This is a genomic window from Altererythrobacter xiamenensis, from assembly GCF_900177715.1.
Taxonomy (GTDB): Bacteria; Pseudomonadota; Alphaproteobacteria; order Sphingomonadales; family Sphingomonadaceae; genus Erythrobacter; species Erythrobacter xiamenensis.
Window position 1 is genome coordinate 242,131 of record NZ_FXWG01000003.1, and the last position, 24,070, is coordinate 266,200.

A 24,070-nucleotide genomic window follows, 5' to 3' on the forward strand; every position below is an offset into this window, starting at 1 on the left:
CCCCCAGCTCATGAGTGTAACGCTTTCCACCTTTCTCGCAGGCCTTCTGAAGGTTGGCTGGCTCGCCATCATCTTTAATGAGGTGCGCGGCGTAATCCTCGCAGTGCCGGTTCTCTATGGCATGTATCAGGCAGGCGGATCGGCCATGGCCATCTGGCTCGGCTTCTGCTCGCTCGCGGGCATCGCGCTTTCGGTCATCGTTCCGATGATCGCCGCCAAAAAGCTGGAGCGGTATGCGCAGGCCAAGCTGGCCGAGCGTCAGCCCGCTACCGCCTAACCGGCGACCCGGACGTCAGGTGGCCGAGCTTCAGACCGCTGCTTGACGATCGCCAGGACATTTTCCTGTACGTCGCCGAGCATTCGTTCGCCCCACAATTCGAGATAGAATCCCATTCGGCTGCGTATGCGATAGCGTGTCGTGAGCGTCAGGGTCGAGCGCCTGTCACCGGTGCTGCGCAGATCGTAACGTCCGCTCTCGATATGCAGCATCGTCCCCTGCGGTGCGATATGCCGGTCGGTGTATTTCTGGATCGAATCGTCGGGAAAGGCGAAGTCCCAGCCAATGGTGCGACCGGGCTCTATCGACGTGATCCGTTCTTCGAAGCGGATATGCTCGCCCCAGCTGGCAAGCCGCACCAGTTCGCCGTCGCGGCGCACCAGCTTCGCCTCGCTCGGGCGGGCGACGCCGGCAATGTCATGGGTGAAATTGGGGAGGCCCTCTTCGCTGCCGATGTCCGGAATGCTGACCAGCAGGGGCCAGATCGTTTCGGCTGGCGCATCGATCTCGATTTCGCGCGTGACCGTATGATCGGTCCAGGCAGGAGGAGCGCTCTCCTCGATCATGAAGAGGGCGATCGGGAGGATAATCCAGCCAGTGCTGCGGAACCGTTCCTGATTGGCCTCGACCTCGTCCCGCTCGGCCTGTTTGCGCATGATGTAGGCAGACAGCGCTCCACCGAGTCCGGCCGCCACCCAGAACGGCAACACGATCAGGATGCAAACCAGCCCTTCCGCCATGCCGAAATAGACGAAGGGAAAAATGATCGCGAAAAGCGCAGTCGGTGCGATCAGGCAGCCCATTTTGTGGAACTGGAAAAAGCCGATTTGCGCGGCGAGCGCACCCAGTGAAAAGGGCATGAGGAACAGCGCCGCATAACCTGCGAAAGCACCCTCGAAATCCCAGACATAGAACAGCGATCCGAAACTGATCAGCGCCAGTGCGAGCATGCCGATGGCAAAGCCGGGATGTGCCGATGGTCGGTCCTGATCGTCGAGATAGGCCATGGTTTTGCTGCTCGATTTTTCGTGATGCCTAACCGGCGCGCAATTCTTCCGCCAACAATTCGAACTCTTCGGCACGCGGCGAGTTCTTGCGCCAGATCAGCGCGATCTCACGCTTAGAATTCTTCGACTTGAGCGGACGCGCGACCACTTCGGTCCCGTTCAGGATGCCCGCCTCGATCGCCATTTGCGGCAACATCGTCAGGCCAAGGTCGTTGTCGACCATCTGCACCAGCGTGTGCAGCGAGGTGCCGATCATCGTGGCAGACGCTCGCAATTCGGGACGGTTGCAGGCGGCAAGGGCGTGTTCTTTCAGGCAATGCCCGTCCTCGAGCAGCAGCAGCCGCCCCTCGTCGATCATCGATGCAGGAATGGTCTCGGGCGGGTCGCGCGGGTCGTCCTTGGGAAAAGCCACGTAAAGCTGATCGTCGTCGATATGGGCCATCTCCACCTCGCCGGTGGCGAAGGGAAGGGCGAGCAGCACGCAATCCACGCGTCCATGATGCAGCGATTCGACCGCATCGTGGCTGGTCTCTTCGCGCAGCAGCAGTTTGAGCTCGGGGCGCTCCTTGCGCAGGCGCGGGAGAATGCGCGGCAGCATGAAAGGCGCGATGGTCGGGATCACGCTCATCCGGACGGTGCCTGAAAGCGGCTTGCCCGCTGCCTGAACCAGGTCGGACAGTTCCTCCGCTTCGCGCAGCAGCCTGTGCGCTTTCTCGACCACCTGCTCGCCCAGCGAAGTGAAGCGCACGACGCGGCGGCTGCGTTCGACAAGCGTCACGCCCAGTAGCGACTCGAGCTCGCGGATGCCCGCCGACAGCGTCGATTGCGAGACAAAGCTCGCCTCGGCCGCGCGGCCGAAATGACCGTGCTCGTGCAGCGCAACGAGATATTGCAGCTGCTTGATGGTAGGAAGATATGTGCTCACGCTGGGGTCGCTATTCGGCCGCTTCGGCGTCGTTCAGCGCCTCTTCCATCGACGCCTGCATGTCATCGACATGGGTCATGGCGAGCTTTCCGCCTTTTACGGCGAAGGCGAGCTTTCCCTCGACCAGTTCAAGCGCATCGCGGCCGAAGACGTCATAACGCCAACCCTCCAAAATAGGCAGGTCGCGAATGCCTGCGGCGAGCGCTTCCATCTCGTCCGCCCGCGTCAGCAGCCGGGCTGCGACATCGATTTCGCGGGCACGGATCTTGAGCAGCAGCTTGAGCAAGTCCGCCACGAGCGCGCCTTCCTTGCCGAGAGGTGCGCCGCGCTTCATCTTCTCCGGCATCTCGCTCTTGTCGAGCGGGGTTGCGTTCTCGAGCACGCGCATCAGCCGCTTGCCGATGTCATTATCTTTCCATGCGGAGGACAGTCCGCGCACCTTGGCGAGATCGCGCTGCTGCTTGGGCGGGTGGCTTGCAATGTCGGCGAGCGTCTCGTCGCGCATTATGCGGCCACGCGGGATGTTCTTGTGCTGCGCCTCGCCTTCGCGCCACGCCGCAAGCCCCTTGAGGCGGCCCAGAACCGCCGGGTTCCGGCCGGGCGAGCGGATACGGCGCCAGGCCTGGTCGGGATCGGTGACATAGTTCGAGACCTCGGCCAGCTTGTCCATTTCGGCATCGAGCCACGCGCCGCGCCCTGTCTTGATCAGCTTGTTCAGTATCTTCGGGAAGATTTCCGACAGGTGCGTCACATCGCCAATGGCATATTCGATCTGCCTGTCGGTCAGTGGACGGCGACTCCAGTCGGTGAAGCGCGCGCCCTTGTCGACGGTGATGCCGAGCCAACTCTCTACCAGATTGGCATAGCCGATCTGTTCGGATTGGCTAATCGCCATCATTGCGATCTGGGTGTCGAAGATCGGGTGCGGGGTCTTGCCGGTCAGGTTGACGATGATCTCGACATCCTGTCCGCCGGCGTGGAAGACCTTGAGCACATCTTCATTGTCGCACATCAGCTCGAGGAGCGGCGAAAGGTCGATGCCGTCTGCCAGCGGATCGATCGCGGCGGCCTCTTCCTCATTGGCGATCTGCACCAGGCAGAGTTCGGGCCAATAGGTGTTTTCGCGCATGAATTCGGTGTCGACCGTCACGAATTCGGATTTGGCGAGACGCTCGCAAAGGTCGGCAAGAGCGTCTGTCGTGGTAATAAGATCGTGTATTTTCATTCGTCTTTTCATCTCTATCGGGCGGAGTGCCGCCCTCGGGCGCCGTTTCGGCGGAGCCCATTTGGAGGTCAGGTGCCTTGACAAAGTCACCCTCTTCCCCTGTTAGCGCGCGCGTTACCGCGCATATCGGTCGCGCGCCTGTTGTTGGGCGCGCCCTTAGCGCCATACTACCGAACAGGACAAGATTTTAGATGCACGCCTATCGTACCCACAACTGCGCACAGCTTTCGGCGAAAAATGTCGGCGAAACCGTCCGGCTGTCCGGCTGGATTCACCGCAAGCGCGACCATGGCGGCGTGCTGTTCATCGATTTGCGCGACCATTTCGGCCTGACGCAGATCGTTGCCGACGAAGATTCGCCCGCATTGTCGGTGCTCGAGAAGCTGCGCCTCGAATCGGTCGTGACGATCGACGGCGAAGTGAAAGCCCGCACGGCCGAGACGGTGAACAAGGATCTGCCGACCGGCGAGATCGAGGTCTTTGCGCGCGATGTCACCGTGCAGAGCGCGGCCGAAGAGCTGCCGATGCCGGTTGCCGGTGAGCAGGAGTATCCCGAGGACATCCGCCTCAAATACCGCTTCCTCGACCTGCGCCGCGAAACGCTGCACAAGAATATCATGACTCGCGTCGCGGTCGTCGCCGACATGCGCGAGCGGATGAAGAACGCAGGCTTCAACGAGTTCTCGACTCCGATCCTGACGGCATCCTCGCCCGAAGGTGCACGCGACTTCCTCGTGCCGAGCCGCCTCCATGCAGGGGAGTTTTACGCGCTGCCGCAGGCACCGCAGCAGTACAAGCAGCTGCTGATGGTCGCGGGCTTCGACCGTTACTTCCAGATCGCACCGTGCTTCCGCGACGAAGACCCGCGTGCCGACCGCCTTCCGGGCGAGTTCTATCAGCTCGATCTCGAAATGAGCTTCGTGACGCAGGAAGAGGTTTGGGACACGATGGAGCCGGTAATCGCCGGAACCTTCGAAGCCTTTGCAGAGGGCAAGCACGTGACGGCTGCGGGCGAGTTCCCGCGCATCCCCTATGCGGAATCGATGCTCAAATACGGTACCGACAAGCCCGACCTGCGCAACCCGCTGATCATCACCGATGTCACCAGCCATTTCGAACAGTCGGGCTTCGGCCTTTTTGAAAAGATCGTGGGCGGTGGTGGCCGCGTCCGCGTGATCCCGGCGCCGGGCACGCATGAGAAGAGCCGCAAGTTCTTCGACGACATGAACGACTGGGCGCGCAAGGAAGGCTTCGCCGGCCTCGGCTACGTCACCCGCAAGGGCGGCGAGTTCGGCGGCCCGATCGCAAAGAACCACGGGCCCGAGCGAATGGAAGAGCTCTATGCAGAGCTAGGCCTTGGCGAGAACGATGGGTTGTTCTTCGCAGCCGGCAAGGAAGCCGATGCAGCCAAACTGGCGGGTGCAGCGCGCATCCGCGTGGCCGATCAGCTTGAGCTGATCGATCAGGACCGCTTCGAACTGGCCTGGATCGTCGACTTCCCGTTTTACGAATATGACGAGGACGAGAAGAAGGTCGACTTCAGCCACAACCCGTTCTCGATGCCGCAAGGCGGGATGGAAGCGCTCGAAAATCAGGATCCGCTGACGATCAACGCATACCAGTACGATCTCGTCTGCAATGGCTTTGAAATCGCCTCCGGCTCGATCCGTAACCACAAGCCGGATACGATGGTGAAGGCGTTCGAGATCGTCGGCCTGTCGAAGCAGGACGTCGAGGAGCAGTTCGGCGGCATGTACCGCGCATTCCAGTACGGCGCACCGCCGCATGGCGGGATGGCCGCAGGCGTCGACCGCATCGTGATGCTTTTGTGCGGCGCGCAGAACCTTCGCGAAGTCACGCTCTTCCCGATGAACCAGAAGGCGGAAGACCTTCTGATGGGAGCGCCGAGCCGGCCCGAACCGCGCCAGTTGCGCGAACTCCATCTGCGCGTGGTCGAGCCGCCCAAGAAAGACGATACGCCCAAGATCGTCTCCGAGAATTGAGTGCATGAAAAAGGGCGCGGCTCCCTAGAGAACCGCGCCCCTTTCGCTAGCGGACTAAATCAGCCTAGTCGTACTGGCGTTCTATCAGGTCACCGAAGCGTTCGCCTTCGCTGATTTCGGCGTAGCACTGCTGGACGACGGTGCGTTCGTCCGCCTGCAAGTCGTCGTCTTCGAGCGCGCTTTCGAACTTGCCCTTGATGTAGTCTTCGCCTTCCTCGACGCGTTCGGCAGCGGCTTCATCGTTGTTTTCGAAGGCGCTGGTGATGCTGGCCCACATCTGGTGGGCTTCGCCGGTCATGGTGCCTTTGGTGACGAGCTCGTCACCCTGGCGCTGCAGCTCCGCATTCATCTTGCCGAGCGTTTCCTGACGCTGCTGACAGCGCTGCTGCAGTGCCTGCTTGAGCTGCGGACTGTCCGCTTTGTCCGCTGCCTTGCGGTAACCTTCCACGGAATCGAATGTCGTGTCGGTGAGCGATTTGAAAATTGTACTGGACATTGAATGGGCATCCTCTGATTTGTGTTGATATTCTCGCAACGGCCGGTGTGCGTAAAAAGGTCCGAAAATCAGTGACTTTTGCGATGATACGCCCTCTATTTGCGGTAGTGGATCGAGGGCGGGGCGCGCGCCTGACAGCTCGCCTTGGATTTTGCGCAGGGTCGCTTGCGCAATTCGGCGGCTGCCTCTTGCGCTATTCCCGTGCGTTCATTAGGGCGATGGGCGAGTTTCAAACCCCCACAAGACAGAGGGAACAATAATGAGCGATACTGCCGACCGCGTGCAGAAGATTGTCGTCGAGCATCTCGGAGTAGAAGCCGACAAGGTGACGCAGGATGCCAGCTTCATCGACGATCTTGGCGCAGACAGCCTCGACATCGTCGAACTGGTGATGGCCTTCGAAGAAGAATTCGGCGTGGAAATCCCCGACGATGCGGCTGAGAAGATCACCACCGTCGGCGACGCCACGAAGTACATCGAAGAGCACAAGGGCTGAGGCCCGCTTACCTGCCCGTTCGCCCTGAGTTTGTCGAAGGGCCGATTGTCTTCAGCGCCTGATGGCGCAAGAAACGACAGGGCTTCGACAGGCTCAGTCCGGCGAGGGCTGGGCCTGTTTCGTATTTGGAGACTGAAATGCGTCGTGTGGTCGTAACCGGACTAGGGCTCGTCACCCCACTGGGCGGCGATGTCGAGACGAGTTGGAGCAATCTGATTGCCGGCAAGAGCGGGGCGGGCCCTATAACTCGCTTCGATGCCTCGAACCAGAAGTGCCAGATCGCCTGCGAAGTTAAGCCCGCCGATCATGAGTTCGGCTTCGACCCGGACAAGCGTGTCGATCACAAGGTCCAGCGCCAGGTCGATCCCTTCATCGTCTATGGCATCGATGCTGCCGGACAGGCGCTCGAAGACGCGGGCCTCGTCGATATGGATGACGATCTCAAGCTGCGCACCGGCTGTTCTATCGGTTCGGGTATCGGCGGTCTGCCGGGTATCGAGAGTGAGTCCATCGTGCTTCACGAACGCGGCCCGGGTCGCGTCAGCCCGCACTTCGTCCACGGACGCCTGATCAACCTTATCAGCGGTCAGGTCTCGATCAAATACGGTCTGATGGGCCCCAATCATGCGGTCGTGACAGCGTGCTCGACCGGCGCGCACTCGATTGGCGATGCCGCACGCATGATCAAGGACGGCGATGCCGACATCATGCTTGCGGGCGGCGCGGAATCCACCATCAATCCACTTGGCGTGGCAGGCTTCGCGCAGGCGCGCGCTCTCAACATGAGCATGAACGACCGCCCGACCGAGGCGAGCCGCCCCTACGACAAGGACCGCGACGGTTTTGTCATGGGCGAGGGCGCGGGCGTCGTCGTTCTCGAGGAATATGAGCACGCCAAGGCGCGCGGCGCGAAGATCTATGCTGAAGTGGTGGGCTATGGCCTTTCGGGCGATGCCTATCACGTCACGGCGCCGCATCCTGAGGGCAAGGGCGCGGAACTGGCGATGCGCATGGCTCTGAAGAAGGCCGGGCTCGAGGCTGGCGACATCGATTATGTCAACGCCCACGGCACCTCGACCATGGCCGACACGATCGAACTCGGCGCGGTCAAGCGCGTGCTGGGTGACGACCTTGGCGGTGCGTCTATGAGCTCGACCAAGTCGGCGATCGGCCACCTGCTGGGCGGTGCCGGCGCGGTTGAGGCGATCTTCTGCATCCTGGCGCTGCGCGACCAGATCGTCCCGCCGACGCTCAACCTTCATAATCCGGATGAGGGCACCGAGGGTGTCGATCTCGTGCCGCTCGAGGCGAAGAAGCGCGAAGTGAAGGCCGTGCTCAACAACAGCTTCGGCTTCGGCGGCACCAATGCTTCGCTGATCATGAAGGCGGTGGACTAGGAATGAAGCGGCTCGGCTGCCTCGTTGCGGCCATCGCCGCCCTGCTGCTGGTGGGCTTCCTTTTCGTGCGCCCGTTCGGCGCTAGTACGATCGAGGAAGAGACCGCCTTCGTCATACCCTCGGGCTCGACACTGACCGCGGTCGCGCAAAAGCTGGAGGAGGAGGGACATATCTCCTCCGCCGATGGCTTCCTGCTGCGCGCCAAGCTTTTCGGCGGACACGATCCGATCCAGGCAGGCGAGTTCGCGCTTAGCCCCGGCATGAGCCAGGGCGCGCTGCTCGAGGCTTTCCAGTCGGGCGATGTCATCCGGCGCTTCATCACCATTCCCGAAGGCACGCCATCGATCCTGGTCGTCGACAAGCTGATGGCAGAACCCTTGCTCACCGGCGAGGTCGAGGTTCCGCCCGAAGGTTCGATCCTGCCCGACACATACGATTTCGAACGCGGAGAGCCGCGCCAGGCCGTGATCGAGCGGATGCAGGCGGCGATGGACACATATCTCGCGGAAGCGTGGTCGAAGCGTAAGCCTGACATCGCGGTCGATACGATGCGCGATGCGGTGATTCTCGCCTCGATCGTCGAAAAGGAAACCGGCGTGCCGGAAGAGCGCCGCATGGTCGCCGGACTGTATTCGAACCGCGTGAAGACGGGCATGCTGCTGCAGGCCGATCCGACGATCATCTACCCGATCACCAAGGGCAAACCGCTCGGTCGCCGCATCCGCCAATCCGAGATCGCTGCCGTGAATGGCTACAACACCTATACGATGGTCGGCTTGCCGGAAGGTCCGATCACCAATCCTGGTCGAGAGAGCATTGCAGCCGTGCTCAACCCGGCAGAGACCAGCGCGCTCTACATGGTCGCCGATGGGAGCGGCGGGCACGCCTTTGCCGACACGCTGGAAGAGCACAACGCCAATGTCGCCGAATGGTACCAGTTGCGGCGCGAACGCGGCGAGATGTGAGCGAACACGATCCGCTTATCCTCACCGCGCAATTGCCGCGCGACATGCATGCCTGGGCCACCAGCCTGAGGACCAGCTACTTTCCGCCAGAGCGCAACTATCTCGAGGCGCATGTCACGCTGTTTCACGCCTTGCCCGCGCAGTGCCGCGAAGAGGTGATCGATTGCTGCAAGGAACTGGCGCGCGACTATGCGCCGGTGGAGGCGCGACTTCTCAGACTCATGTCATTGGGCAGGGGGACAGCCCTCAAGCTCGAAAGCCCGGGCATTCTCGCCATTCGCGAACGCATTGCCGAACGGTTTCATGGCATGTTGACGACGCAGGACCAGCATAGGCCGCGGCTGCATGTGACGATCCAGAACAAGGTCACATCGTCGGAGGCAAAGGCGCTTCAGGCCGAGCTAGAAGGCGCAATCGAGCCACGCGATTTTGCCTTCCGCGGACTGGCACTTTTTCACTATCGGGGAGGGCCGTGGGAGCTTGCCCGCGAGTTTGCCTTCAGGGGCGTGCAAAAGGCAGGTTGACCGGGGCGAAAGCGCGCCCTAAATGCGCCGCTCGCTAGAGGCTAAACGGCCTCGCGAATCCCGATCGATTGACCATTTCGGGATGCCTTGCCATGGCGATCTTGGTACGGCGGAGTAGCTCAGGTGGTTAGAGCAGCGGAATCATAATCCGCGTGTCGGGGGTTCGAGTCCCTCCTCCGCTACCATTCTCGAATCCGCATGGGTTCGCATTCTTCCGTATAAATCCGAAAAAAACAATGAAATCAAAACCATGTCGCTGATTCGCGTCCGCTTGCGTTCGCTTGCATGCGCTTGAAGCCGGATTTGGAGTGGGGGTATTTTGGGGGTACTTTCGGGGGGTACCGAAAAGGAGCGATACCCCCAATGGCTTTGAGTGAGATTCAGATCAAGAATGCGAAGGCGGCAGAACGACCCTACAAGCTTGCCGACGGTGAAGGGCTATTCCTCCTCGTAAAAGCGAACGGTTCGAAGCTCTGGCGCATGAAATACTGCTATCGCGGAAAGGAGAAGCTGCTTTCCTTTGGTGCTTATCCTGACGTCGGAATAGCGGCTGCGCGTGAGTTGAAGACGCTTGCAAGGGCTGCCTTGGCCGAAGGCAAGGATCCGATGGTCCACAAGCCTGGTCGAGATTTCGAGCCAGAGAAAACCTTCAAGGCTGTTGCTGAGATGTGGCACAAGAATCGAAAGAGCAGCCTTGATCCAGCTCATGCGAAGCGTGTCTGGTCTCGGATGGAACGGGACGTGTTTCCGGTATTGGGCGAAAGGATGATGCACGAGATCACCCCCCCTGAAGTTTTAGGCGTGATCCGCAATATTGAAGAACGGGGGGCTCTGGATATCAGTCGGCGTGCGAAGCAGAGCATTGGCCAAGTTTTCCAGTTCGCCATCGCGAGTGGGCTTTGCGATGCGGACCCCACGGCTCATCTTCGCGGCGCTCTGAAGCCGCGACCTCGCGTAAAGCATATGGCCAAACTGCCGCTCGCTCTGTTGCCAGAGCTCATAAACAAGCTGGATCAATACAATGAAGAAGGGGAGCGACGCTCCGAGATTACTCGCGCAGCGCTCACCTTCGCGCTTCTGACATGGGTCAGAACGAAGGAACTTCGTTTTGCCAAGAAGCACGAGTTCGAGGATCTAGAAGGAAACTCTCCGCTTTGGCGCATCGGGCCTGATCGAATGAAGATGCACCGTGAGCATATCGTACCATTGTCAATGCAAGCCGCTTCGCTCGCCAAGGACATGATCGCATGTTCTCAAAGTGACTATGTCTTTCCCGGCCAGAAGCGTGGAGTGCCGCTATCCGAAAACACCATGATCTATGGTTTGTATCGTCTGGGCTATCACGGTCGGCAGACTGTTCATGGCTTCAGAGGTCTTGCGAGCACATGGGCCAATGAACAGCTTGTCGAAGTCGGCCAACCGCCAATGTGGATCCGAAAGTACCATGAAGACTGGGTCGAGCTTCAACTGGCTCATAGCGAGGAGAACGAAGTTCGCGGGGCCTATAATGCCGCAGAGTATCTGGCGCCCCGTCGCGCGATGCTTCAAGATTGGGCGAACTTCCTCGATGCGATGCGCGGAAAAACAGGCAATGTTGCGATCTTGAGAGCTGCGTGATTTAGCGTGCTATGCCGGGACTTGGCCCAGCCACTCAACTCGAAGGCGGTCAAAGCCCACAACGACACCCTCGGCGGTGACCTCGAAACCGAAGTCATCGTTCGATGGTTCGTAGCCTTCCAGAACCCAGTGGTCGCCTGCATCTGTCACGATAGCTGCCCCACGCGGGAGATGCTCGAGCCGTCCGCTGATCCTTTTCCGATTCGTGTTCATAGTGCTCCGTATGCCATCCATCTTTGGATAACGCTCCTCACATATCCCGGCGTTTCCCGATTTCTTGGAATTCCACCAGCACGGGATACCGCGCCGGGTCCCGCATTGTAGGCCGCCAATGCGAGATGGATCGCACCAAACCGGTCCAGCATCTGCCTTAGATATCGCGCGCCACCGTCGATATTCTGAGCTGGGTCGTGCCGATTGGTTACGCCGAGTTCTCGTGCGGTTGCAGGCATAAGTTGCGCAAGTCCGGCAGCACCAGCCGGACTGATCGCCATTGGATTAAACCGAGATTCTTGCCAGACCAATGCTTGGAGCAAGCGAGGCGGCAATCGATACCTTGCTTCAGCTTGGCGGATGAGGGGTTCGTAGAGCGTCTCCTTGAAACTTCGGTTGGCGGCCGATGGGTACCCTCCTTCGGTCCCAATGACCGCCAGAGAAGGATCGTACATAACTTCATTGTCTACCGGCTTTTCGACCCTGCTCAGTCGATGATCAAAGACCCGGAACTCCTGCGCCTGAGCGATGGCGGGGATCGCAATTGCGAGCCCGCAACACACGCCAGTTACCCATTTTCGTCTCATTGCGTTCTCTCTTGTCTTGCCTGGACAGGTGGCAGAACATAAATGGAACATAAGGGTGTAGGAAAACGGAAACTGCAGCACGCGGTATTCCGACCAAGAGAAATCGTCGATTCTGGGCAATCTGACCGGGTTTTGCGCGACCGGTGCAGACATTGCGGCCAAGAATACCGATCATTGCGCCACCCATACCGAAATCTGAGATCGAGGGACCGGAATCTGCGCGAATCAAATCGTGTGACGATGAGCCGGTTTCCTACGTGTTCCTTATTTGTTCTTTTTCCTTTCCTACAGTTTGACGCGTTGCCTAGCCTGTTGGTGATTCGCTAAAGATCACCGGAAGCAGGAACAATGGCGCGAAACGCACACGACAAATGGGAAGAACTATCGCGAGGAGTCGCAGCTTTCCTCGACCATGCCGTGGACGAAAGTGGCAAGTCCCGGCGGACGATTGCCGCACAGACGAATATCAACAAGGACGCGCTCCGACGCATCCTCGCCGGGACACGGTCAGCCACACTGCCAGAGGCGCTGGCCATCCTTGACGCGAGCGGACACGCGCCGCGCACCTCCCTGATGCTGGCACTCGCGGGGTACTCGCAGCGTAGCGAGGATTGGCAGAATAGCGGCGTGCTGGAATTTCTTGAAACCTTCATAAGCGAGTTGCCGTCTGCTTTGGATCAGGCGCTGGGCGAGAGGCTGCTCGATGTGAGACCGCGCTGGGCAAAGGGGACCGCGCACCGCACCGCCGGTCTCCTGTCGGATCACCTCGCGCAACTGGAGCGGCAGGATGAACAAAGCTTCGCTCTCTGAAATGACGACCGGTCTCGAAACGGACGCGGAAGCCGTTCCTGTCGAGCCAACGCCAGACCGGCTCATTCGTCTTCCCGAGGTCATGGCGCGCGTGGGCCTGCGCCGAACGGCAATCTATCAGCGGATGCGCGAAGGCCGTTTTCCAAAGTCGCGTTCGCTCGGTCCCCGTTGCACGGTTTGGGTCGAATCCGAGATCGATGACTGGATCGGTTCTGTTGTCGAACGCACCGACGAGATATGTCAGAACACGCCCCGAATTTCGAGATGATCATGTCTTGCGTCCCGTCACTGCTCCCATAAACGCCCTCTGTCCGGCTAGCCGGAAAGCACTTCGATTATCCGGCATTCGCCAACCGCTCCGTGCTGGCAGTCGTCGACCATATGGCGCAGTTCGGTTCGCAGTTTTCGCAAGTCACCAAGCTTCCGATCCACCTCGCGCAGGTGGAGGCTGGCAATAGAGTCCACGGCTTCGCACGATTGCGATGGATCATCTGCCAAAGAAAGCAATTGGCGCACCTCCGCCATGGTGAAGCCGAGGTCGCGTGCGCGGCGGATAAACCGCAATCTGGCCAATTCGGTCGGGCCATAGTCCCGGTAGTTGCCGGCGGTGCGTGGTGGTTCCTCCAGCAATCCGGTCCGTTCGTAGTAGCGGATGGTTTCGGCGGTCGTGCCGGTCTTCCGCGCCAGGGCACCAATCTTCATGGGTTTCTCGCAATGCTTGACCTTGTAGCCACTACAAGGTGCATAAGACAATTCGAGGATGCAAGCAGAACGGTAAAATCCTGTGGCAAAGAAGGACATTATTGAACTTATCGAAGCTGAGCGGCGCGTTTTCCGTACCGCCAGGCAGTCTGGTGACCGGGCTTTGGCTTGGACCGCGCTCGAGCGAGAACATATTCTGGGCCAGGGCTTCTTCGGGCCGCACCTTCGTTCACATATGACGATGCTGGGCTATGCGGTTGAAACCCGCGATGGCCGGGAAGTTCTGGGGCAGGTCATACGTCTTTCGCTCGCTCCCCTTGGCAATCTCACCGGACGGCTTCCTTGGGGGAATACCGGACGCGCAAACGTGAGCGCGTTCGCGCCAATGCCATACCCGGACGACCTCTCAGAGGTTCTTACGATCTCTTCTGGCGAAGCTCGCTAGCTCGCGCCATGGCAATTCTCTCCAACGAACAGGTTGAACGCCTCTACGACAAGAACGCGGGAATCTATGACCGATTGGTCTCGGGGTTTCGGTGGGCCGGTCTTGGTCGCTGGCGACGCGATCTGGTTAACCGGCTTGAACTCAACGCCGGCGACCATGTGGTGGATCTGTGTGCTGGCACCGGCGCAAACCTCGCGTTTCTGCTTGAGAGAGTAGGACCAAGCGGCAAGGTGACGCTGGTCGACCTTTCGCAAGGCATGCTCGACCAAGCCCGTCGACGAGCGAAGCGCCTGCGAGCAAGTAATGTCGAATTTGTGCAGTCAGACGTAGCCGCCTTCCGCTTTCCGAGCGAGACTAGCGCAGTCATCAGCACCTTTGGACTGGAAATGCCACCTGACTACGCCGCGATCATCGAGCGCGCCTCGGCTGCTCTCCCGACGGGTGGCCGGATGGCCCTGCTTGGCCTGAAGCACCCCGAGCGCTGGCCGCGATGGCTGATTGAAATCGGCATATTGCTGACCAAACCGTTCGGTGTGGCGCGGGAATATGAAGAGTTCCGCCCTTGGCTTCCAGCACGCCAGTTTCTGCGTGAAGTTCATTTCCGCGAGTTTCTAGCCGGTTGTGCGTATGAATTCGTCGGTGCCAAATCGTGATCATGAAAAGACAAGCGCTCAGACAGCCGTGGTTGCGCGAGCTTTGCAAGGCTCCTAAAGGGTTGAGTAACGTGCCGCGTTTTGTGTTGCCCTTCCTTGCGATCATCGCTATTCTTTTCGGTAGTGTCCTATCGTTACCTGACGCGCATGCTTCAGAAGGCGAAAGCTTCGTTCATGCGGCCGATCACGTTTATGCGCATGGGGCTGACCACTTCGATAGGAATGATCCCGAGCCGGACCATGATGGTCAGGATCATTCGGCAACGCATCATCACAATTGCAGCTTCGGTCTCGCCGATAGTGGAGTGTTGCTGGGGTCGCCCTTTGCGCGCACGAATAGCCTGAAGGGTCCGCTTGCGACTTCGATGCTCACCTCGCGCGCGCCGCCGGTTCTGATCCAACCTCCCAAAGCCTGACAGCAAATCATGTGCGAGTGCGCCTGCGCGCGCTCGATTGGTTTCAGTCAGGAGATACAATAATGCGGTGCTTTGCACTGGCCGCGGCCTTGATTGCCGTGTCCACGGGTTCGCCAGTATTGGCACAGGAAACAGTTACACTCGAGGAAGCGCTCGCTCGAGCGGGCGTCGGCATTGAAGGGGAAGATGACCCTTCCAGCAATCCACGGGTTTACGGCCCTCAGGCGGAGGCCGAAGCCGCGCGTGCGGCTATCGACCAAGCACGCCTCCGACCCAATCCCGAGCTATCGCTTGAGGCCGAGAACATCGCGGGCTCCGGCGCTTTCTCCGGGCTGCGATCGACCGAATATACCCTAGCGATCGGTCAGCCGCTCGAACTCGGCGGCAAGCGAAGCGCACGCATCGCGAGCGCACGCGCATCGTCCGATTTCGCCGGCTTGCAGAGCGAATTTGCCTTGTCGCAACTCGCTTTGGGGGTGCGCGAGCGTTATGTGCAGGCCGTCGCCGCAGGCCAGCGCCTCGTTCTCGCGCGGGAAATCGTCGAGCGAAACCGTGAACTGACGCGGATCGCCAACGTGCTTGTAGAGGTCGGGCGGGAGCCGCCTCTTCGAGCTATGCGTGCACAAGCTACGCTTGCCGAGGCGGAGGCCGAATTGCAGGCTGCACAAGCAGACGATTTAGCAGCACGTCAGGCGCTCGCGGCTCTCTGGGTATCCGGACAGCCCAATCCCGCAGTATCGAACGTCTTTCCTGACTTATCGCCGCCCCTTGCGCCGCCGGTTTCCGAAGATCCGTTGCAACTGCGCATTGCGGGCGCTCGAACCACCTTTGCTGAAGCCGAAATTGCGCGTGAGCGCTCGCTTGGCGTTCCCGACCCAACGCTGTCGGCAGGTGTGCGCCGTTTTGAGGAAAGCAGCGATCAAGCGTTCATCGTCGGGATTTCCATTCCGCTTCCCTTTCGCAACCGCAACCAGGGCAACATCGCAGCCGCCGAGGCGCAATACCGCGCGGCAAGCGCGAGCGAGGCGATAGCCGAGGCGGACTACCGCGTGGAGTTCGAGCGGACGCGAACGCTTTATCTGGCCGCCGAAACGCGTGTGGAGACCCTCTCCAGCGCATCCCTGCCGCAGGCTGAGGAAGCGCTCAGGCTCGTCGAAATCGGCTACCGCAATGGCAGATTTCCGCTGATCGAAGTTCTGGCGGCTGCCGAAGCGCGCGACGCCATTCGTGAAAATCTGATTCAGGCAGAAGAGACCCGCGGCCTGCTCGCGGCGCGGCTCATCTGGCTCACCACACAGTGAGGCCCATTTCCATGAAACGTAGCCATTTGATCGCCGCAATCGGTGTCCTGATCTTGCTGGCCGCCTTGGCCTGGGTCTTCTGGCCCGCTGACTCAAACGGGCCCGACCAGCAAGCGGAACAAGGTGAAAAGAGCGAAGTCCCCGAAGGCGTTCTGCTGATCGACGCGAAGCAGATCGCAGCTTCGTCGATAGAAATCGAAGCTGTCCAATTCGGCGCAGCAACGGAGCTTGTATTCCCAGCGACCGTCGCCGCGGCGCCGAATGCCAGCGCACGGATCGATGCGCGTGCATCCGGTGTGGTGAGGAGCGTGAACAAGATGCTGGGCGATTATGTCAGGCAGGGGGAGGCGATCGCGCGGATCGAGAGCGCTGATGCTGCCGGACTGGCTGCGCAGGTCGCTACCGCGCGTGCGCGGGTCAATGAACTGTCTGCGCTCTACGACCGCGAAAAGCGGCTGTTCGAGGCCAATGTGACGGCCCGGCAGGATCTCGAAGCGGCGCAGGCCAATCTGCAAGTGGCAAGATCGGAGCTGTCACGCGCACAAGCTGCATCCGCCGCTGCTGGTGTCAGCGGGGATGGACGTTCGCTGGCCGTGACGAGTCCGATTTCAGGGCAGATCACCAGCGCGCCGATCGTGCTTGGCTCCTACGTCTCCGCCGGTGAAGAGATGTTCCAGATCGTGAACGCGAGCGGCTTGCAAGTGCAGGTTGCTCTGCCCGCCAGTGATGCTGCGAGAATTAGGCCCGGCGACGAGGCAACGCTGGAATTCGGAGAGGAGCGGGAGATCGGCGGACGTGTGCGCTCGATAACCCCCGCGCTCGATCCGGAAAGCCGCAGCGCAACCGCAGTTATTTCGCTCGCTGGAGCGGTCCCCGGATTGCAGCCAGGCGCATTCTTGCAGGCGCGCATCCAGCCCTCAGGTGAAACCGATGCGACCTTGATCTCGGTGCCTGAATCCGCAGTTCAGATGGTCGAAGGCCGTGAAGTGGTGTTCGTTCGCACGCGTACCGGCTTTCGGGCGATGCCTGTCGTGACGGGATCGCGCTCGGGAGGGCGCATCGTGATCGAGTCCGGATTGCAGAATGGCCAGCGGATCGCGACCGAAAACGCCTTCCTGCTCAAAGCCGAACTCGGAAAAGAGGAGGCCGAACATGGACATTGATCGGTCTGAAAGCGGCTTCGAGGAGGAGCGCAGCAGCCATGATGGCGTGATTGGCAGCGTCCTAGACTGGTCTGTTCGAAACCGCTGGGCGGTCGTGGTTCTGGCCCTCTGCGTAGCGATTTGGGGGGCTTTCAATCTCGCCCGATTGCCCATCGATGCGGTGCCGGACATCACCAATGTTCAGGTGCAGATCAACACCGAGGCACCGGCGCTCTCGCCCTCGCAGATCGAAACGCAGGTAACCTTCCCTGTCGAAACCGGCATGGCCGGAATCGAGGGACTGGAGATGACCCGCTCGATCTCGCGCAATGGCTTTAGCCAGGTCACGGCGATCTTCGAGGAAGGCACGGATATCTATTTCGCGCGATCGCAGGTGGAGGAACGGCTCGCCACGCTCGCCTCTTCGCTTCCTGCAGGCGCGGAGCCGTCGATGGGTCCGATTGCGACCGGTCTCGGCGAGGTGTTGATGTATACCATCGAGTTTGAGCATCCGGGCGGAACCGATGCGCCCAAGGGTGGTGCTGTTGGCTGGCAGAATGACGGCAGCTTTGTCACGGACCGGGGCGAGCGATTGGACACGGCGGTGGCGAGAGCCGCCTATCTGCGTACGGTACAGGATTGGGTCGTCGCGCCGCTGATGCGTTCGGCCAACGGCGTGGCGGGCGTAGACTCGATCGGTGGCTTTGAGAAGCAGTACTTGGTGCAGCCAGACCCCGACCGCCTCAACGGCTACGGCGTTTCGCTCGACCAGCTGATTACCGCGCTGGAAGCGGCGAACCAGGCCGAAGGCGCCAACTTTGTCGAACGGGCTGGCGAAGCTCTTCTTGCACGGGTCGATTCCCGGCTGAATTCCGTAGAAGACATTGCGCAGGCAGTGGTGGCAACGCGCGAAGGTGTGCCGATCCGCGTCGGCGACGTGGCAACGGTCGAAATTGGCGGCGATCTCCGCACAGGTGCAGCCTCGCTGAATGGCGAGGAAGCCGTCGTCGGTACTGTGCTGATGCGCGCAGGCGAAAACAGCCGCACCGTAGCTGCGGGTGCTGCCGACAGGCTCGACGAGGTACGGTCGTCGCTTCCAGCAGGAGTTGAGGCGGAGATCGTCTACAACCGTTCGACACTCGTCGATGCGACCATCGTGACGGTACGCAACAACCTTGTCGAGGGCGCGCTGCTCGTCATTGTCGTTTTGTTCCTGCTGCTTGGAAACATCCGCGCCGCCATCATTGCAGCTCTGGTCATCCCTTTGTCGATGCTGATGGCAGCTATTGGCATGAACCGGCTTGGCGTATCTGGCAACCTGATGAGTCTTGGTGCGCTTGATTTCGGCCTGATTGTCGATGGCGCTGTCATCATCGTCGAAAACAGCATCGCGCGCCTCGCCGCAAGGCAGGAGCACGAGGGACGTTTGCTCACACTGCGCGAACGCCTTGCCGAGACGCGGGCAGCGGCGCATGAGATGATCAAGCCAACGGTGTATGGCCAGGCGATCATCTTTCTGGTTTTTGCGCCGCTCCTCACCTTCACCGGGGTTGAGGGCAAGACATTTTCGCCCATGGCCATCACGGTGATGCTGGCACTTGCCTCAGCATTCATACTCTCGCTTACTTTCGTCCCAGCGATGATCGCTCTCTTGCTGAACAAGAAAATCAACGAGCAGGAAGCAAAGCCCATCCGATTGGCGAAAGAGCGCTATGGTCCGCTGCTGCGCAGAGCGCTTGCCCGTCCATGGCCTGTCATCGGTACCGGAGTCGGCGTGTTCGCGCTCGCGGCGCTTGTCTTCAGCTTCATCGGCAGCGAATTTACACCGCAGCTCGACGAGCGTGATCTGGCTGTCCAGTCATTGCGTATTCCTTCCACCCCACTGGAGCAGTCGCTTACAATGCAGCGCCAGGTCGAAGCGCGATTGAAGCAATTCCCGCAGGTTGAGCTGGTATTCTCGCGCACCGGCACGGCAGAGGTCGCGACCGACCCTATGCCGCCGAACATCTCGGATGCCTATGTTATCCTCAAACCGCGCGAAGAATGGCCGGACCCCTCGCTGTCTAAGGATCAGCTTGTAAGCGAGATGGAAGAGGCGCTCGGTAATCTCGTTGGTAATCTCTACGAATTCAGCCAGCCCATCGAGCTGCGCTTCAACGAGCTCATCGCAGGCGTTCGCGGCGATGTCGCGGTCAAACTCTACGGGGATGATCTTACGGCTATGACTGCGGCTGCAAACCAGGTCGCGGTCGTGCTCCGCGGTGTCGAGGGCGCGGCCGATGTGAAGGTCCAGCAGGTTTCGGGTTTTCCGACGCTCGATATAGCCTTCGATAGGCCAACGATTGCGCGCTACGGCCTCACGGTCGAAGACGTGGCGCAGTCCGTTGCCATAGCGCTTGGAGGTCGAAACGCAGGGCTGGTGTTCGAAGGCGATCGACGTTTCGATGTCGTGGTCAGGCTATCGGATGCAAATCGCAATGACTTCGACCAGCTCGGATCATTGCCGATCGTGCTTCCCAATGGAGGAACCGTGCCGTTGCGCGCAGTGGCAAAGTTTCAGGTGATTGATGGCTTGGCCGAGGTCCGGCGCGAGCAGGGTCGCCGGCTGGTGATCGTATCCGCCAACGTGCGCGAGCGCGATCTTGGGTCATTCGTCGAACAGGCGCAATCCGAGGTCGCTGCAGGCGTTGATTTGCCTTCCGCATCGTTCATCGAATGGGGCGGTCAGTACCAGAACCTGCAACAGGCTCAGCAGCGTCTGCTGATCGTGGTTCCGCTCGCCTTCGGCGTCATCTTGTTGCTCCTGTATTTGGCGGTCGGCGGTTGGGTCCCTGCGCTGGCGGTGTTCAGCGCAATCCCCATGGCACTGGCTGGCGGGGTCTTTTTCCTGGCTATGCGCGGCATGCCTTTTTCCATCTCGGCAGCGGTGGGGTTCATTGCTCTCTCCGGAGTTGCGACGCTGAACGGCCTCGTCATGATCACAGCGATCAAGCAGCGTCTCGAACAAGGCTTGGAACTGGGCGACGCGATCATCGAGGGCGCGATCGCACGGCTGCGGCCAGTGTTGATGACAGCGCTTGTCGCATCGCTCGGCTTTGTTCCGATGGCGCTTGCGACGGGAACCGGGGCCGAAGTGCAACGTCCATTGGCTACGGTTGTCATTGGCGGGTTGATCACCGCCACCGCGCTCACCCTGTTCGTATTGCCAGCCATTGTAAGCCTGATCTTCGCGAGAAAACCGCGCGCGACCCAGGTTGAGACATCAGCAGCAGCGAGGAGCGACAGCTAGTGACACGGAATATCGAACTCGAACTATCGTCGCTTCTCCCGGACATTCCGAGCGACACCGACAGATGTATCGCTCGGCTGCAGTCGTTGCTCAGTTCGCGGGCCGGGGTGCATGCGGTCGAGGTCCTTGCAGGATCGAACAGTACACCTGCCCAGCTTGCAATATCTTACGATCCCGATCGTCTCACGATCGCGCGGATCAGAGAACTTGCGCACGTAGCAGGAGCGGAAATTTCCGGGCGCTACGGGCATGTTGTGTGGCAAACCGAGGGCATTAATTCGGTGCGCCGGGCGCAGACGGTCGCAGATCTGGTAGCCCGCGAATCCGGCGTACTTGAAGCAAATGCCGATGCGAGCGGAAAGCTGGTCGCCGAGTTCGACCGCCGGCGTACCGATGAGACCGCGATTGCCAATGCGCTGCAAGAACTGGGGGTTTCAATCAAGGCCGACAAAATCGCCGCAAATGCCAGGGATGCTGAAGAACACCGCCATGACGATAAAGATCATTCCGGGCACAGTCACGGCGGCATCTTCGGCGCTAATACTGAACTCTTTTTCTCGCTCGCTTCGGGCGCATTTCTCGCCATCGGCTTCGGGATCGAGAAACTGTGGGACGGGCATCCGGTCTGGCTGCCGTTCGCTTGCTATATAGCGGCATATTTCTTCGGAGGCTTCTTCACTCTCCGAGAGGCGTGGGACAATTTGCGCCTCCGCCGGTTCGAAATCGACAGCCTCATGCTTGTCGCCGCTGCGGGCGCCGCCTTTCTCGGGGAATGGGCCGAAGGCGCGCTACTGCTGTTCCTGTTCAGTTTCGGCCACGCGCTCGAACACTACGCGATGGGGCGCGCGAAGAAAGCTATCGAAGCGCTCGCCGAGCTTGCCCCGGACACCGCACGGGTAAAGCGCGGACCTGACGTAGTTGAGATCCCGGTCGAGGAGCTTGCGCTAGGCGACGTGGTAATCGTGCGTCCGAACGAACGCCTTCCGGCTGACGGCTTCATCTTGGACGGCGTCAGTGCCATCAATCAGGCTCCGGTGACCGGCGAAAGCGTGCCGGTCGACAAGAGCGCGGTTTCGGATGTCGCTTCTGCGCGCGCCAATCCTGACAATCTTGCGGATGACAATCGCGTCTTCGCGGGGACGATCAACGGATCGGGCGCGCTCGAAGTGGAAGTGACCCGGCGATCGAGCGATACGACCCTAGCCAAGGTCGTCCAAATGGTGAGCGAAGCCGAGGCTCAGCAATCTCCTACCCAGCGCTTCACGCAGCGCTTCGAGCGAATTTTCGTGCCTGCCGTGCTCGCTCTGGCCGGCCTGCTCCTTTTCGCATGGGTTGTCATCGACGAGCCGTTCCGCGACAGTTTCTACCGGGCGATGGCGGTGCTTGTGGCTGCTAGCCCGTGCGCTTTGGCGATCGCGACCCCGAGCGCGGTCTTGTCCGGAGTGGCCAGAGCTGCACGCAGCGGCATTCTGGTGAAGGGCGGCGCGCCGCTCGAGGATCTCGGTGCGCTCAAGGCCATCGCGTTCGACAAGACCGGTACTCTTACCGAAGGCGAACCCCGCATTACCGATGTCGAACCCGAGCAGGGTGTATCTGAAAACGAACTGCTTGCGATTGCTTCGGCGGCTGAAAATCTGAGCGATCATCCCCTGGCACAGGCGATTGTCAGGGACGGCAAGCAGCGGCTTGGCGATGAGACTCTGCCCGAAGCTACCAATCTCGAAAGCTTCACAGGCAAGGGCATCACCGCGCTTGTCGGCGGTGAGCGGGTGTGGATCGGAAAGCTCGAAATGTTCGGGCAAGACGGGGTCCCTCCGCTCAGTGCCGAACTGTCGGATGCTATCGAGGGCATGCGCGAGCGCGGGCGAACGACAATGGGCGTTCGCTCGGAAACGCGCGATCTCGGAGCGATCGGTTTGCTCGACACGCCGCGAGCGGCGGCAAAGGCGACGCTCGAAGCGTTGCGCGGCCTCGGGATCACCCGAATGATCATGATCTCGGGCGACGACCAAAGAGTGGCCGATGCGGTTGGAACGGAAGTCGGCCTCGACGAGGCCTGGGGCAATCTCATGCCCGATGACAAGGTCAAGGCCATCCGCAAGCTTGCCGGCCAGGACAAGGTTGCGATGGTCGGAGACGGGGTCAATGACGCTCCGGCCATGGCGAATGCCACCGTCGGGATAGCAATGGGGGCTGCCGGATCGGACGTTGCATTGGAGACAGCCGATGTCGCGCTGATGGCCGATGATCTCGCCCGACTGCCTTTCGCCGTCGATCTGAGCCGACAGACCCGGTCGATCATCCGGCAGAATATGATCGTCAGTCTTGGAATTGTTGTCGTGCTCATCCCGGCAACCATTTTCGGTCTCGGGATAGGCCCCGCTGTCGCGGTTCACGAGGGATCAACGCTGATCGTGGTCGCCAATGCGCTTCGCCTTCTGGCGTATAAAGAGAAGGGCAGCACAAAAGACATAGCGGAGAAGCCAGTATGAGCTGCAACGATGACTTCGATCTGGATTCGGCGGACAAACGACGCACATTGTGGATCGTATTGTGGCTCAACGTCGCAATCGCGGTTGGTTTCTTTGTCGTTGCCTATTTTGCGGACTCGAACGCGCTCTTGGCCAACGGGCTCGACAATTCTTCCGATGCATTTGTCTACGCGCTCAGTCTTCTGGCTCTCACCCGTTCGCAATCCTGGAAACGAGGGGCCGCGCGTTTCTCAGGCATCATGCTCCTGATCTTCGCCGGAGGTGTTATCGCCGATGCCGTCAGGCGTTTCATCGAAGGCTCGGAGCCGGGCGGCCTGATGATGATCGCCATGGCGGCCATCGCGGCGGTGGTGAACCTCATCTGCCTGCGCATGCTCCAGAAGCTTCAGCAAAAGGATGTTAATCTGCGCGCAGCGACCACCTTTAGCTTCAACGATTTCATATCGAACGGCGGCATCATCGTCGCCGGGATCATCGTTATGCTTACAGGCGCAAATTGGCCGGATCTCGTGGTTGGGATCGCGGTTGCTGGCATTGCCCTGTATGGCGGGATCGATATCCTTCTCGATGCGCACAGGGATAAGCATAAGGAAGCGGGCACCGAACATATCAAAGGCGACGAATTCGGAAGATGATGCTCGAAATTCGCATTTTGGTCGCTGGATTGCCTCGGCTCCGTATTCAGACTATCGCAGGTTCGTGAAGTTTGTTCGCGCCTTGACCCTGATTTGCTTCAGTTTCGGACTGTTTGTGCAGGTTGCTGCGCAAGCGGCCGTTCCGCAGAGCGATATGGCTGGGTCGGCTGATTGTGCTGAAATGGCGCAAAGCATGGCCGAGCACTGCATGTCTGAACACGCGATGCCCGAACAGATGGTTTCCGAAACGGACTCCACCGAACAGCATGGCTCATGCTGCGAGATGAGCCTCGATTGTCTCGTAGCCATGAATTGCCTCCCGCCGCTAGCGCTTGCGGGTCCGGGACTGGCGCATGCAGGACCGTTTCGTGTTGCGCCTACGTATCTGGCCGCTAGCGCCAGCAGGCTCGACGGCCAGCCTCGACCGCCGGAATCTCCCCCTCCACAAACTGA

The 24,070-nt window shown here is 60.2% G+C and carries 23 protein-coding genes and 1 tRNA gene; 17 read left to right on the forward strand and 7 right to left on the reverse strand.

Annotation, left to right across the window (positions count from 1 at the left end):
* Positions 1-10: 10 nt before the first annotated feature.
* The gene (locus CCE89_RS11735) at positions 11-277 is read left to right on the forward strand and encodes a hypothetical protein (RefSeq protein WP_086438265.1); all 267 of its coding nucleotides are present in this window, start codon (positions 11-13) and stop codon (positions 275-277) included.
* Here the strand turns inward: CCE89_RS11735 and CCE89_RS11740 are convergent.
* Genes CCE89_RS11740 through rnd form a run of 3 tightly spaced genes read right to left on the reverse strand, consistent with a single transcriptional unit; the run spans position 274 to position 3,434 of the window.
* On the reverse strand, positions 274-1,284 hold the full coding sequence (locus CCE89_RS11740; protein WP_086438266.1) for an SRPBCC family protein: 1,011 nt from the start codon (positions 1,282-1,284) through the stop codon (positions 274-276). The genes CCE89_RS11735 and CCE89_RS11740 overlap by 4 nt on opposite strands.
* Positions 1,285-1,312: 28 nt before the next feature.
* A complete protein-coding gene (locus CCE89_RS11745) occupies positions 1,313-2,209 on the reverse strand; it encodes a LysR substrate-binding domain-containing protein (protein ID WP_086438267.1) in 897 nt (298 codons plus the stop codon).
* Positions 2,210-2,219: 10 nt separating this feature from the next.
* Positions 2,220-3,434: a ribonuclease D gene (rnd, locus tag CCE89_RS11750; protein ID WP_086438268.1), complete on the reverse strand. Its 1,215-nt coding sequence runs from the start codon at positions 3,432-3,434 to the stop codon at positions 2,220-2,222.
* Between the two features lie 191 nt (positions 3,435-3,625).
* On the opposite strand from rnd, the gene aspS reads away from it, so the two are divergent.
* Complete coding sequence (aspS, locus tag CCE89_RS11755) at positions 3,626-5,437, forward strand: aspartate--tRNA ligase (protein ID WP_086438269.1); 1,812 nt, start codon at positions 3,626-3,628, stop codon at positions 5,435-5,437.
* A 64-nt stretch (positions 5,438-5,501) separates the two neighbouring features.
* Here the strand turns inward: aspS and CCE89_RS11760 are convergent, their stop codons facing one another.
* Entirely contained in the window at positions 5,502-5,933 is a 432-nt protein-coding gene (locus CCE89_RS11760) for a ferritin-like domain-containing protein (RefSeq protein ID WP_086438270.1), read from the reverse strand.
* A gap of 259 nt (positions 5,934-6,192) precedes the next feature.
* Between CCE89_RS11760 and CCE89_RS11765 the strand changes: the two genes are divergently transcribed.
* The 6 genes from CCE89_RS11765 (at position 6,193) to CCE89_RS11790 (ending at position 10,932) form a co-directional block, all read left to right on the forward strand.
* The gene (locus tag CCE89_RS11765; RefSeq protein WP_047805955.1) at positions 6,193-6,429 is read left to right on the forward strand and encodes an acyl carrier protein; all 237 of its coding nucleotides are present in this window, start codon (positions 6,193-6,195) and stop codon (positions 6,427-6,429) included.
* A gap of 137 nt (positions 6,430-6,566) precedes the next feature.
* Complete coding sequence (fabF, locus tag CCE89_RS11770; protein WP_086438271.1) at positions 6,567-7,826, forward strand: beta-ketoacyl-ACP synthase II; 1,260 nt, start codon at positions 6,567-6,569, stop codon at positions 7,824-7,826.
* 2 nt (positions 7,827-7,828) lie between these two features.
* Entirely contained in the window at positions 7,829-8,791 is a 963-nt protein-coding gene (gene mltG, locus CCE89_RS11775) for an endolytic transglycosylase MltG (RefSeq protein WP_086438272.1), read from the forward strand.
* Entirely contained in the window at positions 8,788-9,315 is a 528-nt protein-coding gene (locus CCE89_RS11780) for a 2'-5' RNA ligase family protein (protein WP_327078646.1), read from the forward strand. Before mltG ends, CCE89_RS11780 begins: the two co-directional genes overlap by 4 nt.
* Positions 9,316-9,423: 108 nt before the next feature.
* Positions 9,424-9,500 (forward strand) — tRNA-Met (locus CCE89_RS11785).
* 178 nt (positions 9,501-9,678) lie between these two features.
* Entirely contained in the window at positions 9,679-10,932 is a 1,254-nt protein-coding gene (locus CCE89_RS11790; RefSeq protein ID WP_086438274.1) for a tyrosine-type recombinase/integrase, read from the forward strand.
* A gap of 9 nt (positions 10,933-10,941) precedes the next feature.
* Here CCE89_RS11790 and CCE89_RS15480 read toward each other — a convergent pair whose 3' ends face one another.
* Positions 10,942-11,145: a DUF5818 domain-containing protein gene (locus CCE89_RS15480; RefSeq protein ID WP_007163740.1), complete on the reverse strand. Its 204-nt coding sequence runs from the start codon at positions 11,143-11,145 to the stop codon at positions 10,942-10,944.
* Positions 11,142-11,885, reverse strand: coding sequence for a lytic transglycosylase domain-containing protein (locus CCE89_RS11800; protein ID WP_407640400.1), 744 nt, complete (start codon positions 11,883-11,885; stop codon positions 11,142-11,144). The genes CCE89_RS15480 and CCE89_RS11800 overlap by 4 nt, the downstream gene beginning before the upstream one ends.
* 195 nt (positions 11,886-12,080) lie before the next feature.
* Here CCE89_RS11800 and CCE89_RS11805 point away from each other — a divergent pair, with 195 nt between their 5' ends.
* Together CCE89_RS11805 and CCE89_RS11810 are read left to right on the forward strand one after the other, a co-directional pair.
* Complete coding sequence (locus CCE89_RS11805) at positions 12,081-12,542, forward strand: hypothetical protein (RefSeq protein WP_086438275.1); 462 nt, start codon at positions 12,081-12,083, stop codon at positions 12,540-12,542.
* A 1-nt stretch (position 12,543) separates the two neighbouring features.
* Complete coding sequence (locus CCE89_RS11810) at positions 12,544-12,810, forward strand: AlpA family transcriptional regulator (RefSeq protein WP_086438276.1); 267 nt, start codon at positions 12,544-12,546, stop codon at positions 12,808-12,810.
* Positions 12,811-12,857: 47 nt separating this feature from the next.
* Here the strand turns inward: CCE89_RS11810 and CCE89_RS11815 are convergent, their stop codons facing one another.
* Positions 12,858-13,244, reverse strand: a complete 387-nt coding sequence (locus CCE89_RS11815) for a MerR family transcriptional regulator (protein WP_007163832.1) — start codon at positions 13,242-13,244, stop codon at positions 12,858-12,860.
* Positions 13,245-13,326: 82 nt separating this feature from the next.
* Here CCE89_RS11815 and CCE89_RS11820 point away from each other — a divergent pair, with 82 nt between their 5' ends.
* The 7 genes from CCE89_RS11820 to CCE89_RS11850 all read left to right on the forward strand — a co-directional run bounded on the left by CCE89_RS11820 (position 13,327) and on the right by CCE89_RS11850 (position 23,617).
* Positions 13,327-13,689, forward strand: a complete 363-nt coding sequence (locus CCE89_RS11820; RefSeq protein WP_086438277.1) for a DUF3703 domain-containing protein — start codon at positions 13,327-13,329, stop codon at positions 13,687-13,689.
* Between the two features lie 8 nt (positions 13,690-13,697).
* A complete protein-coding gene (locus CCE89_RS11825; protein ID WP_086438278.1) occupies positions 13,698-14,342 on the forward strand; it encodes a class I SAM-dependent methyltransferase in 645 nt (214 codons plus the stop codon).
* Positions 14,343-14,877: 535 nt separating this feature from the next.
* Complete coding sequence (locus CCE89_RS11830) at positions 14,878-16,059, forward strand: TolC family protein (protein WP_234990066.1); 1,182 nt, start codon at positions 14,878-14,880, stop codon at positions 16,057-16,059.
* A gap of 11 nt (positions 16,060-16,070) precedes the next feature.
* Positions 16,071-17,222: an efflux RND transporter periplasmic adaptor subunit gene (locus tag CCE89_RS11835; protein WP_086438280.1), complete on the forward strand. Its 1,152-nt coding sequence runs from the start codon at positions 16,071-16,073 to the stop codon at positions 17,220-17,222.
* Between the two features lie 46 nt (positions 17,223-17,268).
* A complete protein-coding gene (locus tag CCE89_RS11840) occupies positions 17,269-20,490 on the forward strand; it encodes an efflux RND transporter permease subunit (RefSeq protein WP_138616261.1) in 3,222 nt (1,073 codons plus the stop codon).
* Positions 20,490-22,982 carry a heavy metal translocating P-type ATPase gene (locus tag CCE89_RS11845; RefSeq protein ID WP_086438282.1) on the forward strand — a complete coding sequence of 831 codons (2,493 nt, stop codon included), beginning with the start codon at positions 20,490-20,492 and terminating at the stop codon, positions 22,980-22,982. Before CCE89_RS11840 ends, CCE89_RS11845 begins: the two co-directional genes overlap by 1 nt.
* Complete coding sequence (locus CCE89_RS11850; RefSeq protein ID WP_086438283.1) at positions 22,979-23,617, forward strand: cation diffusion facilitator family transporter; 639 nt, start codon at positions 22,979-22,981, stop codon at positions 23,615-23,617. The genes CCE89_RS11845 and CCE89_RS11850 overlap by 4 nt, the downstream gene beginning before the upstream one ends.
* Positions 23,618-24,070: the final 453 nt, after the last annotated feature.

Bases quoted from the DNA above. Each gene is read 5' to 3' on its own strand.
- rnd (WP_086438268.1), bottom strand. From the start codon at position 3,434: ATGAAAATACACGATCTTATTACCACGACAGACGCTCTTGCCGACCTT.
- aspS (WP_086438269.1), top strand. From the start codon at position 3,626: ATGCACGCCTATCGTACCCACAACTGCGCACAGCTTTCGGCGAAAAAT.
- mltG (WP_086438272.1), top strand. From the start codon at position 7,829: ATGAAGCGGCTCGGCTGCCTCGTTGCGGCCATCGCCGCCCTGCTGCTG.
- CCE89_RS11740 (WP_086438266.1), bottom strand. From the start codon at position 1,284: ATGGCCTATCTCGACGATCAGGACCGACCATCGGCACATCCCGGCTTT.
- CCE89_RS11810 (WP_086438276.1), top strand. From the start codon at position 12,544: ATGACGACCGGTCTCGAAACGGACGCGGAAGCCGTTCCTGTCGAGCCA.
- CCE89_RS11800 (WP_407640400.1), bottom strand. From the start codon at position 11,885: ATGTCTGCACCGGTCGCGCAAAACCCGGTCAGATTGCCCAGAATCGAC.
- CCE89_RS11815 (WP_007163832.1), bottom strand. From the start codon at position 13,244: ATGAAGATTGGTGCCCTGGCGCGGAAGACCGGCACGACCGCCGAAACC.
- CCE89_RS11790 (WP_086438274.1), top strand. From the start codon at position 9,679: ATGGCTTTGAGTGAGATTCAGATCAAGAATGCGAAGGCGGCAGAACGA.
- CCE89_RS11825 (WP_086438278.1), top strand. From the start codon at position 13,698: ATGGCAATTCTCTCCAACGAACAGGTTGAACGCCTCTACGACAAGAAC.
- CCE89_RS11760 (WP_086438270.1), bottom strand. From the start codon at position 5,933: ATGTCCAGTACAATTTTCAAATCGCTCACCGACACGACATTCGATTCC.
- CCE89_RS11765 (WP_047805955.1), top strand. From the start codon at position 6,193: ATGAGCGATACTGCCGACCGCGTGCAGAAGATTGTCGTCGAGCATCTC.
- CCE89_RS15480 (WP_007163740.1), bottom strand. From the start codon at position 11,145: ATGAACACGAATCGGAAAAGGATCAGCGGACGGCTCGAGCATCTCCCG.
- CCE89_RS11835 (WP_086438280.1), top strand. From the start codon at position 16,071: ATGAAACGTAGCCATTTGATCGCCGCAATCGGTGTCCTGATCTTGCTG.
- CCE89_RS11735 (WP_086438265.1), top strand. From the start codon at position 11: ATGAGTGTAACGCTTTCCACCTTTCTCGCAGGCCTTCTGAAGGTTGGC.
- CCE89_RS11850 (WP_086438283.1), top strand. From the start codon at position 22,979: ATGAGCTGCAACGATGACTTCGATCTGGATTCGGCGGACAAACGACGC.
- CCE89_RS11805 (WP_086438275.1), top strand. From the start codon at position 12,081: ATGGCGCGAAACGCACACGACAAATGGGAAGAACTATCGCGAGGAGTC.
- fabF (WP_086438271.1), top strand. From the start codon at position 6,567: ATGCGTCGTGTGGTCGTAACCGGACTAGGGCTCGTCACCCCACTGGGC.